The organism is Streptomyces sp. Z423-1, assembly GCF_013009255.1.
Lineage (GTDB): Bacteria > Actinomycetota > Actinomycetes > Streptomycetales > Streptomycetaceae > Streptomyces > Streptomyces gossypiisoli.
This window is the reverse complement of sequence record NZ_CP053109.1, coordinates 5,824,834-5,838,525: the sequence shown is the minus strand read 5'-3', so window position 1 is coordinate 5,838,525 and position 13,692 is coordinate 5,824,834. Positions and strand designations below refer to the sequence as shown.

Annotated in this window: 13 protein-coding genes and 1 pseudogene; 8 read left to right on the top strand and 6 right to left on the bottom strand. The window is 71.5% G+C overall.

All coding sequences use genetic code 11. The features are described from left to right. Window positions 1–62: 62 nt before the first annotated feature. Entirely contained in the window at window positions 63–1,598 is a 1,536-nt protein-coding gene (locus tag HJD23_RS26105; RefSeq protein ID WP_171114120.1) for an RDD family protein, read from the bottom strand. A 244-nt stretch (window positions 1,599–1,842) separates the two neighbouring features. On the opposite strand from HJD23_RS26105, the gene HJD23_RS26100 reads away from it, so the two are divergent. Then, complete coding sequence (locus tag HJD23_RS26100; protein ID WP_171114121.1) at window positions 1,843–2,253, top strand: SsgA family sporulation/cell division regulator; 411 nt, start codon at window positions 1,843–1,845, stop codon at window positions 2,251–2,253. Between the two features lie 13 nt (window positions 2,254–2,266). Here the strand turns inward: HJD23_RS26100 and HJD23_RS26095 are convergent, their stop codons facing one another. Beyond that, entirely contained in the window at window positions 2,267–3,673 is a 1,407-nt protein-coding gene (locus HJD23_RS26095; protein WP_171114122.1) for an FAD-linked oxidase C-terminal domain-containing protein, read from the bottom strand. 194 nt (window positions 3,674–3,867) lie between these two features. On the opposite strand from HJD23_RS26095, the gene HJD23_RS26090 reads away from it, so the two are divergent. Beyond that, window positions 3,868–5,232, top strand: a complete 1,365-nt coding sequence (locus HJD23_RS26090; RefSeq protein WP_171118762.1) for a tetratricopeptide repeat protein — start codon at window positions 3,868–3,870, stop codon at window positions 5,230–5,232. Window positions 5,233–5,451: 219 nt separating this feature from the next. On the opposite strand, the gene hppD is transcribed toward HJD23_RS26090, so the two are convergent. Continuing rightward, complete coding sequence (gene hppD / locus HJD23_RS26085; protein WP_171114123.1) at window positions 5,452–6,597, bottom strand: 4-hydroxyphenylpyruvate dioxygenase; 1,146 nt, start codon at window positions 6,595–6,597, stop codon at window positions 5,452–5,454. 123 nt (window positions 6,598–6,720) lie between these two features. On the opposite strand from hppD, the gene HJD23_RS26080 reads away from it, so the two are divergent. The 6 genes and pseudogenes from HJD23_RS26080 to HJD23_RS26060 all read left to right on the top strand — a co-directional run bounded on the left by HJD23_RS26080 (window position 6,721) and on the right by HJD23_RS26060 (window position 9,964). After that, window positions 6,721–7,191: an Lrp/AsnC family transcriptional regulator gene (locus HJD23_RS26080; RefSeq protein ID WP_171114124.1), complete on the top strand. Its 471-nt coding sequence runs from the start codon at window positions 6,721–6,723 to the stop codon at window positions 7,189–7,191. A 59-nt stretch (window positions 7,192–7,250) separates the two neighbouring features. Beyond that, window positions 7,251–7,895, top strand: a complete 645-nt coding sequence (locus HJD23_RS26075) for an ABC transporter permease (RefSeq protein ID WP_171114125.1) — start codon at window positions 7,251–7,253, stop codon at window positions 7,893–7,895. Window positions 7,896–7,982: 87 nt separating this feature from the next. Continuing rightward, window positions 7,983–8,846: an ABC transporter permease gene (locus tag HJD23_RS26070; RefSeq protein ID WP_171114126.1), complete on the top strand. Its 864-nt coding sequence runs from the start codon at window positions 7,983–7,985 to the stop codon at window positions 8,844–8,846. Next, window positions 8,847–9,034, top strand: a pseudogene (locus HJD23_RS44090) (glycine/betaine ABC transporter substrate-binding protein); the annotation flags it as partial. It abuts the gene before it with no gap. Between the two features lie 154 nt (window positions 9,035–9,188). Continuing rightward, window positions 9,189–9,764 (top strand): helix-turn-helix domain-containing protein, encoded by a 576-nt coding sequence (locus tag HJD23_RS26065; RefSeq protein WP_171114127.1) that lies wholly within the window; start codon window positions 9,189–9,191, stop codon window positions 9,762–9,764. A gap of 11 nt (window positions 9,765–9,775) precedes the next feature. Then, entirely contained in the window at window positions 9,776–9,964 is a 189-nt protein-coding gene (locus HJD23_RS26060) for a hypothetical protein (protein WP_171114128.1), read from the top strand. A 46-nt stretch (window positions 9,965–10,010) separates the two neighbouring features. Here the strand turns inward: HJD23_RS26060 and HJD23_RS26055 are convergent, their stop codons facing one another. The 3 genes from HJD23_RS26055 to HJD23_RS26045 all read right to left on the bottom strand — a co-directional run bounded on the left by HJD23_RS26055 (window position 10,011) and on the right by HJD23_RS26045 (window position 13,634). Continuing rightward, window positions 10,011–10,802: a S16 family serine protease gene (locus HJD23_RS26055; protein WP_171114129.1), complete on the bottom strand. Its 792-nt coding sequence runs from the start codon at window positions 10,800–10,802 to the stop codon at window positions 10,011–10,013. 59 nt (window positions 10,803–10,861) lie between these two features. Next, window positions 10,862–11,503, bottom strand: coding sequence for a helix-turn-helix domain-containing protein (locus HJD23_RS26050; RefSeq protein ID WP_141314039.1), 642 nt, complete (start codon window positions 11,501–11,503; stop codon window positions 10,862–10,864). A gap of 328 nt (window positions 11,504–11,831) precedes the next feature. Further along, a complete protein-coding gene (locus HJD23_RS26045; protein WP_171114130.1) occupies window positions 11,832–13,634 on the bottom strand; it encodes a DEAD/DEAH box helicase in 1,803 nt (600 codons plus the stop codon). Window positions 13,635–13,692 lie beyond the last annotated feature (58 nt).

Here is a 13,692-nt window from a genome sequence, read left to right as displayed (position 1 = left end):
GCATCCGGCGAGGGGCCGTCCGGAGTACCGGGTGCGGGAGTGCGTTCGCGGTCGGCCGGCTCCTACGGAACGTTCAGCCCCGCTACGAACGTGCGTGCGGCCTTGTCGTGCCAGCACTGGCGCCACGGCTTGTCGAACAGGCACCACAGGACGCCGATCAGGCCGACGCACAGCAGGCCGGGGACGCTGTAGACGAGCCAGCGGCGCAGGGCCGCGCCGAAGGACGGGGCCTCGTGGGCCTCGATGTCCCGCACCTCCAGACCGAGCAGCTTCTTGCCCAGCGTGCGGCCCCACTTGGCGGTGGGCAGCGCCTCGTAGAGGACACCGGAGAGGAGCAGCACGGCGACCACGACGGCCAGGTACGCCGACGTCGTGCCGTCCAGCAGCCAGACCGTGACCGTCTGGCCGGAGAGCTTGGCCTCGTCGATCTTCCCCTGGATGTGGTCGAGGGCCTGTGCGCCGAGCGGTACGGCGGCGACCGAGGTGATGCCCGCGATGACCAGGGTGTCGATCAGCCGGGCGGCAAGCCGCTTGCCGAGCCCGGCGGGGCGGGCCGCGGCCTGCCGCCTCGCCGCCGCCTGGAAGGGGTCCTCGACCGGGGGCTTCCAGGGGGCGACGGGCTGGTCGTCAGGGGTGGCGGTGCCGGCGAGGCGGTGGACCTGCTGCGCCCAGGAGGACTGGCCGCCGCCGGAGCCCGTGGTGACGGGGGTGGCTGGGGTGGCGGCGGCGGAGGCCTGGTGCGGGACGGTGGGCGGGGGCGCCTGGGCCGCCGCGGCGCGGGCGGCGGCCGCCTTTCCGGCGCCGAAGCCGGGGCCGCCGGAGTTGCCGGTGGGCGTCTGGGCGGGCGTGCCGGGCGAGGGCGTCCAGCCTGGGGACGCGGCCTGGTTGGGTACCGCCGGGCCGGAGGTGGCCGCATGAGGTCCGGCCACCGGCCCCGACGCCGGAGCACCCGAAGCCGCCGTACCCGGCGTACCTGCGCTGCCGCCCTGCGCCCCCGTGCGCGGGGTGAGCGCGCGGAACGTCATCGTGCCCGGGTCCTCGGGGGCACCCTCCGTGCCGCGCGTACCGGCGTCCGCGCCTTGCGACTCGGCGGTCGGGCGGCGGAACACGAACGTGTTGCCGGAAGCCGCCGCCTCGGAGTTGCCGGTGGGCGGGATGGAGGCTGTACCGTCCGTGCGGGCCGCGTCGCCGTCGGGCTGCGCGGGCGGGTCGGCGGGCACCCGCGGATCGGAGCCCTGAGCCGCGGGCCAGGAGACGCGCTGGTCCTGGTCGCCGCCGAAGCCGGACTGCCGGGAGCGGTCGGCGCCCCACGCGGAGGCGGGCTCGGGGCGGCTGCCGTGCTGGGCGTCGTGGGTGTCCTGGCGTACGGGCTCGGGGTCCTCGTCGAAGAAGTGCGGCCCGGTCTCCTCGACGGTGGGCTGTGCGGGGCGTACACCGGGCGGCGGGGCGAGCGGTTCGCCGTCGGCCGGTGCCGGGCGGCTGGTGCCCGGCACCCAGGCGGCTCCGTTCCAGTACCGGACATATCCGGGAATGGAGGGGTCCGGGTAATAGCCCTCGCGGGGCCTGTCGTCGCCGGGTGCCGGGGTTGGGGCGCTCATGTCCGTCGTCCCGTATCTGCTCGGGGGTGTTATGGGGGCCTCCACATCTATCAGACCGGCGCAACCCCCACCCCCCGTCCCGCCGGACCCACCCATTTCGAGCACGGTTGTGCTAAGCCCACGAAAAAATTTCCGGAACCCGCGTAATGCTCCCGCGCTCCCCCGCTCTCCCCTCGTACGGGCCCGTCCCAAGGGCTCGTACGGGCCCGCCCCAGGGCCCTTCGACCGAAGGGAGACGCACGAGATGTACACCGTGGTGGAGCGTGAACTGGAGCTGAAACTCGTCCTGTCGCCGGAGCGCGGCGTCCCGGTGCCGGCCCGGCTGAACTACCGCACCGACGATCCGTACGCCATCCGCATCAGCTTCCACATCAACTCCGAACACCCCGTCAACTGGACGTTCGCCCGGGACCTGCTGGTGGAGGGGGTGTTCCGGCCGTGCGGGCACGGAGACGTCCGGGTGTGGCCCTCGAAGGTGAACGGGCGCGGCGTCGTGCTGATGGCGCTGAGTTCACCCGACGGAGACGCCCTGCTGGAGGCACCGGCGGCGCAGGTGTCGGCCTGGCTGGAGCGCACGCTGCGCGTGGTGCCTCCGGGGAGTGAGGGCGAGCAGCTCGGCATCGACGACGGTCTGGCCCAGCTGCTCGCGCAGTGAGGCGAGTGAGGGCTCAGAACAGCTTGCCGGGATTGAGGATCCCCAGCGGGTCGAACACCTGCTTGATCGACCGCTGCATCTCCACCCCGACGGGCCCGATCTCGCGCGCCAGCCACTCCTTCTTCAGTACGCCCACCCCGTGCTCGCCGGTGATCGTGCCGCCGAGCTCCAGCCCGAGGGCCATGATCTCGTCGAAGGACTCGCGGGCGCGCCGGCCCTCGTCGGGGTCCTGGGCGTCGAAGCACACGGTCGGGTGGGTGTTGCCGTCACCCGCGTGGGCGACGACCCCGATGGTGAGCCGGTACTTCTCGGCGATGCGCTCGACGCCCTCGATCAGGTCGCCGAGCCGGGAGCGGGGCACGCACACGTCGTCGATCATCGTGGTGCCCCGGACCGCCTCCAGCGCGGTGAGCGACAGCCGCCGCGCCTGGAGGAGCAGTTCGGACTCGGCAGCGTCGTCGGCGGGGACCACCTGGGTGGCGCCGGCGGCCTCGCACAGCGCGCCGACGGCGGCGAGGTCGGGGGCGGGGTCCGGGGTGTCGAAGGCGGCGAGCAGGAGGGCCTCGGTGGTCTCCGGCAGTCCCATGTGGGCCAGGTCGTTGACGGCCTTGACCGTCGTACGGTCCATCAGTTCGAGGAGGGAGGGCACGTGCCCTCCTTCCATGATCCGGCACACGGCGTCGCAGGCGGCGGCCGCGGAGGCGAACTCAGCGGCCAGCACCAGCTGCTGCGGCGGCTTGGGCCGGAGGCCCAGGACGGCCCGTACGACGATGCCGAGGGAGCCCTCGGAGCCGACGAACAGGCGGGTGAGGTCGTACCCGGCGACGCCCTTGGCGGTGCGGCGGCCGGTGGACATCAGGCGGCCGTCGGCGAGGACGACGTCGAGGCCGAGGACGTACTCGGCGGTCACCCCGTACTTCACGCAGCACAGGCCGCCCGACGCGGTGCCGATGTTGCCGCCGATCGTGCACATCTCCCAACTGGAGGGGTCCGGCGGGTAGTAGAGGCCGTGTTCGCCGACGGCGCGGGAGAGGGCGGCGTTGACGACGCCGGGTTCGACGACGGCGATCCGGTCGACGGCGCTGATCTCCAGGATCCGGTCCATCTTCGTCAGGGACAGCACGATGCAGCCGTCGGTGGCGTTGGCCCCGCCCGACAGGCCGGTGCGGGCGCCCTGCGGGACCACCGGGACGCGCAGCTCGGTGGCGGTGCGCATGATGTGCTGGACCTGTTCGACGGTGCGCGGCAGCACGACCACGGCCGGGGTGCCGGCCGGGCAGAAGCTCGCCATGTCGTTGGCGTAGGAGGCGGTCACGTCGGGGTCGGTGAGGACGGCCTCGGCCGGCAGACCCGCCAGCAGCCGGTCCGTGAGGTTGCCCTGCGCTTCGTCGGGAGGGGCTTGGATACGGCTCATGATCACAGACTGTCACCCGGGGCCATCGGTGTGAACCCCGTCTGCGGCACCCTTCACCTGCCGGAACGAGGTAGTCGTACTGACGCACAGTGTGCGCCATGAAGACCGGTATGAAGACCGTCGTCAGCACCGGCACGGGGACCGACGGCGAGCCGGCCGCGGGCAGGGGCCTGTCGCGGCGGCGGGCCCGGCGGCTCGTCATGGGCGTGCTGCTCGGCCTGCTCGTGGGTGCCCTCCCCATCGCCGGGCTGCTGTGGCTGCTGCGGCCGGAGCCACGGCAGAGTCCGCCGCCCGAGCCCGGCCCGGCACAGCGGGCGCTGACCGCGGTCAGCGCCGGGGTACCGGCCGCGCTGCCGGATCTGGCGGTGCTGATCGCCGAACGCCGGGCGCACCTGCGGACGCATCCCGACGACGCGCGGTCGTGGGCGGTGCTGGGTGCGGCGTACGTGGAGCAGGGGCGGCGGACCGCGGACGCCGCCCACTACCCGACCGCCGAGCGGGCGCTGCGTACGTCGCTGAAGGTGCGGCCGCGCGGCAACGCCCGGGCGCTGGACGGCATGGCGGCGCTGGCGAACGCGCGCCGGGACTTCCGGGCGGCGCGGACCTGGGGCGAGGCCGCGCTGAAGGTGGACCGCAGACGCTGGACGACGCACGCGCTGCTGATCGAGGCGTACACGGGCCTGAACGACTACAAGGCCGCCCGCTCCACCCTCGAACGGCTGCAGGGACTGCACTCCGGTACGGCGGTGATGGCCCGGTCGGCCGCCGTGTACTGGGACCGGGGCTGGCGTGAGGACGCGGCGGCCACGCTCTCCGACGCGGCGGCGATGGCCGAGGCGCCGGCCGAGCGGGCGGCCTGGCTGGAGCGGGCCGGGCAGCTCGCCTGGGAGCGCGGGGACCGGGAGGTGGCCCTGCGGTACTACCAGGAAGCGGTACGCGTCGATCCCGACCAGCGGGCCGCGCAGGCCGGGCAGGGGCGCGCGCTGGCGGCGCTGGGGCGGACGACGGAGGCGCTGAACGCGTACCGGTCGGCGCTCGCCAAGCAGCCGTCGCCGGCGTACACGCTGGAGCTGGGCGAGCTGTACGAGTCGCTGGGGCTGGACCAGGCGGCGCAGGTCCAGTACGAGCTGCTGCACACGCAGGTCCGCAGCGCCGCCGCGGGCGGGGTCGACGAGGAGCTGGTGGTGGGCCGCTTCGAGGCCGATCACGGCGATCCCGAGGAGGCGGTACGGCGGCTGACCGCGGAGTGGCGCAAGCAGCCCGGGATCGCGGTGGCCGACGCGCTGGGGTGGGCGCTGCACCAGGCGGGGCAGCACGGGGAGGCGCTGAAGTACGCGGAGCGGGCGACCGACAAGGAGCACGGCGGCGGCGTACGCAGCGCGCTGTACGTCTACCACCGGGGGATGATCGAGCGGGCCGTGGGGCTCGACGGGCCCGCGCGGCGGCATCTGGAGGAGGCGCTGCGGATCAATCCGTACTTCTCGCCGCTGTGGGCGCCGCTGGCGCGGGAGGTGCTGCAAGAGCTGGGCGAGCCGCCGGAGGTGGGGGTTCCGGCGACTCGCTGAGCCGTCAGAGGCCGCGCCGTGGAGGCTTAGGGCCTGTCGTTTGGACCACGCCGGCGTCGCGGGCCCTGGCACGCACATCTGCCGCGTTGTCGTCACTCGCCGACGCTCCGCGTCGACTCCCTCCTCCGCCTTGCAGCTGCACGCACCAGATCCCGCTCGGGTCGGCTGAAAGGCGTGGTCTCTCTCAGCCGACCTGATCCAAACGACAGGCCCTAGCCGTCAGAGGTTGCCGCGCTTGGCCTGCTCCCGCTCGATCGCCTCGAACAGGGCCTTGAAGTTGCCCTTGCCGAAGCCCATCGAGCCGTGCCGCTCGATGATCTCGAAGAAGACGGTCGGGCGGTCCTGGACCGGCTTGGTGAAGATCTGCAGCAGATAGCCGTCCTCGTCGCGGTCGGCGAGGATCTTCAGCTCGCGCAGGGTGTCGAGCGGCACGCGGGTCTCGCCGACCCACTCCCCCAGCGTGTCGTAGTACGAGTCGGGCGTGTCCAGGAACTGGACGCCGGCCGCGCGCATCGTACGGACCGTCTGGACGATGTCGCCCGTGTTGAGCGCGATGTGCTGCACGCCCGCGCCGCCGTAGAACTCCAGGTACTCGTCGATCTGGGACTTCTTCTTGGCGATGGCGGGCTCGTTGATCGGGAACTTGACCTTGAGCGTGCCGTCGGCGACCACCTTGGACATCAGCGCGCTGTACTCGGTGGCGATGTCGTCGCCCACGAACTCCTTCATGTTCGTGAAGCCCATGACCTTGTTGTAGAAGCCGACCCACTCGTTCATCCGGCCGAGCTCGACGTTGCCCACGCAGTGGTCGATCGCCTGGAACGTGCGCTGGGCGGGCGGCTCGACCATCGGCTCGGCGGCGACGAAGCCGGGCAGGTAGGGGCCGTCGTAGCCGGACCGATCGACCAGGGTGTGCCGGGTCTCGCCGTAGGTGGCGATCGCGGCGAGGACGACCGTGCCGTGCTCGTCCTTCAGCTCGTACGGCTCGGCCACCGAGCGGGCGCCGTGCTCGATCGCGTAGGCGTACGCGGTGCGCGCGTCCGGGACCTCGATGGCGAGGTCGATGACGCCGTCGCCGTGCGCGGCCACATGCTCGGCGAGGAAGTGGCCCCAGGTGGTGGCGGGCTTGATCACCGAGGTGAACACAAAGCGGGCGGAGCCGTTCTCCAGGACGTAGCTCGCGGTCTCGCGGCTGCCGTGCTCCGGTCCGGAGTAGGCGACCAGCCGCATGCCGAAGGCGGTGGAGTAGTAGTGCGCGGCCTGCTTGGCGTTGCCCACGGCGAACACGACCGCGTCCATTCCCTTGACCGGGAAGGGGTCGGCCTGCCGTGCGGTGTCGGGGGTGTGGTGTGTGGTCTGCGTCATAGCGGCAGCGTCTCCCCGGTGACGCAAGGTGCGCAATAGTTTGGGATTTCACTGGGCAATGTGTTCAGTCGTACGGCCGTATTGGCGGGCTCTCTGTACAGGATGACCATCCGGGAGGCTGGTGTGGCGATCGATCAACTGGACGGGCGGATCATCGTGCTGCTCGCGCGCGAGCCGCGGATCGGGGTGCTGGAGATGTCCCGTCGGCTCGGGGTCGCGCGGGGCACCGTGCAGGCCCGGCTGGACCGGCTTCAGTCGAACGGAGTCATCCGTGGATTCGGCCCGCAGGTCGACCCGGCGGCCCTCGGCTATCCGGTCACCGCGTTCGCCACGCTGCAGATCCGGCAGGGGCAAGGGGCCGACGTACGGGCCCACTTGGCGACCGTGCCGGAGGTGCTGGAGCTGCACACCACGACCGGCAGCGGGGACATGCTGTGCCGGCTGGTGGCTCGCTCGAACGCCGATCTTCAGCGTGTGATCGACCGGGTCGTCGGTTTTGATGGCATCGTGCGGGCCGCAACGGCGATCGTGATGGAGAACCCCGTTCCGCTGCGGATCATCCCGCTGGTGGAGCAGGCGGCACTTCAGGAGTGAGCGAGCGATCAATGAGCAGGCGACGGACGGGAGTGACCGAGGCCGTGGGGTGATGGTGTGTGAACTTCTGGGAGTACCTGGGCAATCGCCACCAGCAGCTGCTCACGGACGCCTGCCAACACGCCGGTGCCGTCTTCCAGTGCATGGTCGTGGCGACCACGCTCGGTGTGCTGATCGGCGTGGTCACCTACCGCTCCGACTGGGCCGGGAACCTCGCGACGCTCGTCACCTCCACCATCCTGACCATTCCGTCGCTGGCCATGATCGGTCTGCTGATTCCGATCGTGGGGCTCGGTGTGGCGCCGACCGTGGTCACCTTGCTGTACGGGCTGCTGCCGATCGTCCGTCACTCGATCGTGGGGCTGCGCGGCGTCGATCCGACGCTGGTGGACGCGGCCACCGGCATCGGGATGTCCCGGCTGAAGCGGCTGGTGCGCATCGAGCTGCCGCTCGCCTGGCCGCCGATCCTGACCGGTATCCGGGTCTCGACGCAGATGCTGATGGGCATCGCGGCCATCGCCGCGTACGCCTCCGGTCCCGGCCTGGGCAACCTGATCTTCCGCGGTATCGCCTCCCTGGGCAGCGAGAACGCGCTGAACCAGGTGCTCGCGGGCACGCTGGGGATCATCGTCCTGGCCCTGCTGTTCGACGCCGCGTACGTGCTGATCGGGCGGCTGACCATTTCCAGGGGGATCCGTGTCTGAGTCCCGTGGCGCGACCATCGAGCTGGAGGAGACGAGGTCCGCCCGGACGCACGTCGAACGGGAGGGGCACGGAGGGGAGCCGAAGGCGTGACCCCCTCTTCGGAGAAGAACCGTCCGCCCGGGGAGCACGATGTCAGAGGGCACGCCTTCCGGGACGAGGGCGAGGTGCCCGGCGACCAGGAGCCGCCGCCTCCCCCGCCGGCCCGGACCGGCCCCCGCATCGGCTGGCAGAAGCTGACCTTCCTGCCGGCCTTCGTGGTGGCCGTGCTGCTGGCGACCTGGCTGTGGTTCCGGCAGGCCGACCTGGACACGATCTCCCAGAACGCGCTGTCGGGCGGCCGGGTGTCCGAGGCGCTGCGGCAGCACGTCCAGCTGACCGTGATCTCGACCTTCTTCGTGCTGATCATCGCGATCCCGCTGGGCATCCTGCTCACCCGCAGGCCGTTCCGGAAGGTCACCCCGGTGGCGACGGCCTTCGCCACCCTGGGCCGGGCGACCCCGGCGATCGGTCTGCTCGCGCTGCTGGTGATCTGGCTGGGCATCGGCCGCAGGTCGGCCCTGACCGGCATCGTCATCTACGCCATCCTGCCGGTGCTGTCGAACACGATCGCCGGTCTCAAGGCGAACGACCCGACGCTGCTGGAGGCGGCCCGGGGCATGGGCATGTCCCCGATGGGCGTGCTGACCCGGGTGGAACTGCCGCCGGCGGTCCCGCTGATCCTCGCGGGCGTCCGTACGGCCCTGGTGCTGAACGTCGGTACGGCGACACTGGCCGCGTTCGGCGGTGGGGGCGGCCTGGGTTCGCTGATCACGACCGGTATCACCAGTCAGCGGATGCCCGTGCTGATCCTGGGCTCCGTCCTCACCGTCGTCCTCGCCCTGCTGGTGGACTGGCTGGCCTCGCTGGCGGAGCTGCTGCTGCGGCCGCGGGGGCTGGAGGCGGGGACATAGGTCACGTCGAAGGAGTTCACCGAGCAGCTGATCCTGGGCGCGATCTCCAGGGGTCGGTGGGATCACGCGAGGCGGTCAAGAGCGGGGAGGCGGACGCAGGGTACGAGTACACGGGCACGGCCTGGATCACGTACATGGGCAACAGCACGCCCATCCCCGACCCGCGGCAGCAGTGGCAGGCGGTGCGTGTGTGGACGTGGACGGCGAGGACCCGCATCAGGTGGCGCTGGACTGGCTGGTACGGGAGGGGTGAGGGACTGCTCGACTGCTCGCGTTACGCGCGGACCACGACTTACAAAGAACCCGTTGCAAAAAAGTCTTTGCAAGCATATCTTTGTACGCATGACCGAGCCCCGGCACTCAGAGATCCGCAGCCTCGACGCCCGCTCCCTTCGGGGCCTCGCCCACCCCCTTCGTATGCAGTTGCTGCGCGCTCTGCGCCAGCACGGACCGGCCACCGCGTCGATGCTCGCCGAACGGCTCGGCGAGTCCAGCGGCGCCACCAGCTACCACCTGCGGCAGCTCGCCGCGCACGGCTTCGTCGAGGACGCGCCTGAGCGCGGCAAAGGACGGGAACGGTGGTGGCGGGCGGCCGACTCGGGGATCAGCTTCGACTCGAGCGTGCTGGCCGACGCGGACCCTGCCACCCGGGGAGCCGCCGACACCTTCCTGCACGAGATCGCGTCCACACACGCCCGCGAACTGGCCACCTGGGTGGGCACCCGCGAGGACTGGTTGCCCGCGTGGGCACAGGCCACCGACATGAGCGACTGGACCCTACGGCTCACCCCCGACCGGGCCCGTGAACTCATCGGCGCGATGCACGAGTTGCTCCAGAGCTACCGGGACGAGGACGACTCGCCCGGAGCCGAGCGGGTCCGCGTGCACACCCACACCTTCCCCATCAGCACGGACTGAGAGAGGTCCCGATGACGAACCCCGCCGTCCAACTCGCCCTGCACCACGCCCGCGCCACAGACCTCCGGGCCCGGGCCGACGCCCACCGTCTCGCCGCGGCGGCCAGGCGCCCCGGGGAACTGCGCGCCCGGCTCGGCTGGACCCTCGTGGAGGTGGGGTTGCGTCTCGCCACCCCACCACGGCCGGCGCTCGCTCCCTAGTACTCCTCCTACGCCCTGGTACTCCTCCTACGCGCCAGTCCTCCTACTAGCAGCTCGGGACCGTGCCCGTGCCCTTCTCCAGGGTCACCAGGGACTGCACGGCGCCCTTCAGGGTCTTGACCGGGATCAGGCGGAGGCCCTTGGGGAGTTCCGACTTGGCGTCGGCGCACTCGGCGCTCGGGACCAGGAAGACGGTCGCGCCGTCGCGGTGGGCGGCCTGGGTCTTCAGGGCAACGCCGCCGACCGCGCCGACCGTGCCGTCGGCCTCGATGGTGCCCGTGCCGGCGATGGTGCGGCCGCCGGTGAGGTCGCCGCCGCTGCCGTCGCCCTCGAGTTTGTCGATGATGCCGAGGGAGAAAAGCAGGCCGGCGCTGGGGCCGCCGACATCGGCGAGTTCGAGGTCGACCTTGATGTTCTTGTCGTCGAGACCGAGATAGGTGAGCGCGGCCTCGGTCGCCGCGTTCTGCGACTGGCGCATCTGAGCCTCGTTGTGCCGCTCGATCTCCTTGACGGTGTCACCGCTCGGGTAGACCGCGTCGCGGGGCATGACCGCCTGGTCGGTACGCCACCAGGCGTCGATCACCTTGCCGAGCCAGACGCGGGTGTCCGGGCTGGTCGCCTCGATCGTCGTCATCCGCAGCTGCCCGCTGGTCTCACGGGTCGGCGCACCGGAGATCGTGATCACCGGCGTGCCCTGGTCCTCGCCGAGCACGTTCGCCGTCATCCCCGGCTGCGCCACCGAGAACGGCAACGGCGCGAACACGGCCGTGGCGATCAGACCGACGACGGGCAGTGCGCAGACGGCGAGGGCCTGGGGGCGTGTGAGACGAGAGAGCACGAGGTCAATCTAACGCGCGGGAGTGTTCGAACCATCGCCGGTCCGGAGCACGCCTGCCCTCAGCGCAGCGCCTCCGCCACCTCCCGGGCCGCGTCCACCACCCTCGGGCCGACCCGTTCCGGTACCGCGTCCGCCAGCATCACCACGCCCACGCTGCCCTCGACGCCGGTCACGCCGACCAGCGGGGCGGCGGCGCCGCACGCACCGGCCTCCAGTTCGCCCTGGGTGAGGGTGTAGCCGGGGTCGTTGCCCGGACGCTGGCGGGCCGCCAGGATCGCCTTGCCGGCGGCGCCCCGGTCCAGGGGGTGGCGGAAGCCGGCCCGGTAGGCCACGTGGTAGTCCGTCCAGGTCGGCTCGACCACGGCGACGGCCAGCGCCTCCGCCCCGTCCACCAGCGTCAGATGCGCCGTCGCCCCGATGTCCTCGGCCAGTGACCTGAGCGCCGGCAGCGCGGCCTCCCGTACCAGCGGATGCACCTGCCGTCCGAGCCCCAGCACACCCAGCCCGACCCGGGCGCGCCCGCCCAGATCCCGGCGTACCAGCGCATGCTGCTCCAGCGTGGCGAGCAGGCGGTATACGACGGTCCGGTTCACGCCGAGCTTGGTGGACAGCTCGGTGACGGTGAGCCCGTGGTCCGTGTCGGCCAGCAGCTTGAGGACCCTGAGTCCCCGGTCGAGCGTCTGAGAGGTCTCCGCGGTCACGACGCCCACTCCTTAAGTGGTGAGGTCGGCAGCCCCCGGCGGATGCGTCACCGAGTCCCGTCAGCGACGCGCTTCAGAGGCTGCCGATCGGCTGACGGCCCGGCCGGTGGTCCGGGCCCAGTCGCTTCACGGCTGCGCTCCGCGGCGGCGCTGCCACGGGGCGTGTGCGTAGCGGGACAGTAGCGAAGGGGGTTCGCTGAGCGGAAGGCTCCGTCCAGAATCCGGTCAGGGACCGGTACGGGGTACTCCAATTCGTCCCGGTATATACGGCGTGCAGCGCCCCGAAAGGGGCGCTGCACGCCGTATCAAACAGGCACAGTGCCCGGCGTCACCGCATCCGGGTCGCCCACTCCTGCACCTTGGCGATCCGCTGCCGCAGCTGCCCCGCCGTGGCCTCCGCGCTCGGCGGGCCACCGCACACCCGGCGCAGCTCGGTGTGGATGACACCGTGCGGCTTGCCGCTCTGGTGGACGTACGCACCGACCATGGTGTTGAGCTGCCGCCGCAGTTCCATCAGCTCCTTGTGGCTGACCACCGGCCGCCGCTCGGCGGGCAGTTCGAGCAGGTCGGCCTCGGCGTCCGGCTTCTTGCGGCTGTGCGCGATCTGCCGCGCCTGCCGCTTCTGGAGCAACATCTGCACCTGGTCGGGTTCCAGCAGCCCGGGAATGCCGAGGTAGTCCTGCTCCTCCTCGCTGCCGGGGTGGGCCTGCATCCCGAACTCGGCGCCGTTGTACATGACCCGGTCGAAGACGGCGTCGGATTCGAGGGCCTCGAAGGGCAGCATGTCCTGCTCGCCGGTGTCCTCGTCCTTCTGCTGCTCCGCCTCCTTGAGGAGCTTGTCCTCCTCGGCGTACGGGTCCTCCTCGCCGTCCTTCTTCGGCTTGTCGAGCACGTGGTCGCGCTCGCGCTCCATCTCGTTGGCGAAGGAGAGCAGGTCGGGGACGGTGGGGAGGAAGACGGACGCGGTCTCGCCGCGCCGCCGGGACCGTACGAAGCGGCCGACGGCCTGCGCGAAGAAGAGCGGCGTGGAGATGGTGGTGGCGTACACCCCGACCGCGAGCCGGGGCACGTCGACGCCCTCGGACACCATCCGCACCGCGACCATCCACCGGTCGGTGTTGCCGCTGAACTCGTCGATCCGGTCGGAGGCGCCGGAGTCGTCGGACAGCACGAGAGTCGCCTTGTTGCCCGTGATGTCCCGGATGAGCTTGGCGTACGCCCGCGCCGAGTCCTGGTCGGAGGCGATGACGAGGGCACCGGCGTCCGGGATCGCCTTCCTGACCTCGGTCAGCCGCTGGTCGGCGGCGCGCAGCACGGCCGGCATCCAGTCACCGCGCGGATCGAGCGCGGTCCGCCAGGCCTGGCTGATCGCGTCCTTGGTCATCGGCTCGCCGAGCCGCGCCTCGATCTCGTCACCGGCCTTGGTGCGCCAGCGCATGTTGCCGCTGTAGGAGAGGAAGATGACGGGCCGCACGACACCGTCCGCGAGGGCGGAGCCGTAGCCGTAGGTGTAGTCGGCGGCGGACCGCCGGATGCCGTCGGACCCCTCCTCGTACGTCACGAAGGGGATGGGGTTGGTGTCGGACCGGAAGGGCGTACCCGTCAGGGCCAGCCGCCGGGTCGCGGGCTCGAAGGCCTCCAGACAGGCCTCGCCCCATGACTTGGAGTCACCGGCGTGGTGGATCTCGTCGAGGATGACGAGGGTCTTGCGCTGCTCGACACGGTTGCGGTGCAGCATGGGCCGCACGCCGACGCCCGCGTACGTCACCGCGACGCCGTGGTACTCCTTGCCGAGCGGCCCGGCGCTGTACTCGGGGTCGAGCTTGATCCCTATACGGGCCGCGGCCTCCGCCCACTGCTTCTTCAGATGCTCGGTCGGCGCGACCACGGTGACCTGCTGCACGACGTGGTGGTGCAGCAGCCAGGACGCCAGCGTCAGCGCGAAGGTCGTCTTGCCGGCGCCGGGCGTGGCGACCGCCAGGAAGTCACGCGGCTGCTCCTGGATGTACTTCTCCATCGCACCCTGCTGCCAGGCACGCAGCTTGCTGGCGGTACCCCAGGGGGCGCGGCCGGGGAAGGCGGGCGACAGGTGATGGGAGGACGACGAGGAGGAAGCGGCGGTGGTAGTCACGGTCTCCGATGGGGGGGTCGGGCGGCTCGGCTGGGTACGGCAACCGGGCCACCCTACC

Bases quoted from the DNA above. Each gene is read 5' to 3' on its own strand.
- HJD23_RS26105 (WP_171114120.1), bottom strand. From the start codon at position 1,598: ATGAGCGCCCCAACCCCGGCACCCGGCGACGACAGGCCCCGCGAGGGC.
- HJD23_RS26065 (WP_171114127.1), top strand. From the start codon at position 9,189: ATGACCGAGCCCCGGCACTCAGAGATCCGCAGCCTCGACGCCCGCTCC.
- hppD (WP_171114123.1), bottom strand. From the start codon at position 6,597: ATGACGCAGACCACACACCACACCCCCGACACCGCACGGCAGGCCGAC.
- HJD23_RS26090 (WP_171118762.1), top strand. From the start codon at position 3,868: ATGGGCGTGCTGCTCGGCCTGCTCGTGGGTGCCCTCCCCATCGCCGGG.
- HJD23_RS26100 (WP_171114121.1), top strand. From the start codon at position 1,843: ATGTACACCGTGGTGGAGCGTGAACTGGAGCTGAAACTCGTCCTGTCG.
- HJD23_RS26060 (WP_171114128.1), top strand. From the start codon at position 9,776: ATGACGAACCCCGCCGTCCAACTCGCCCTGCACCACGCCCGCGCCACA.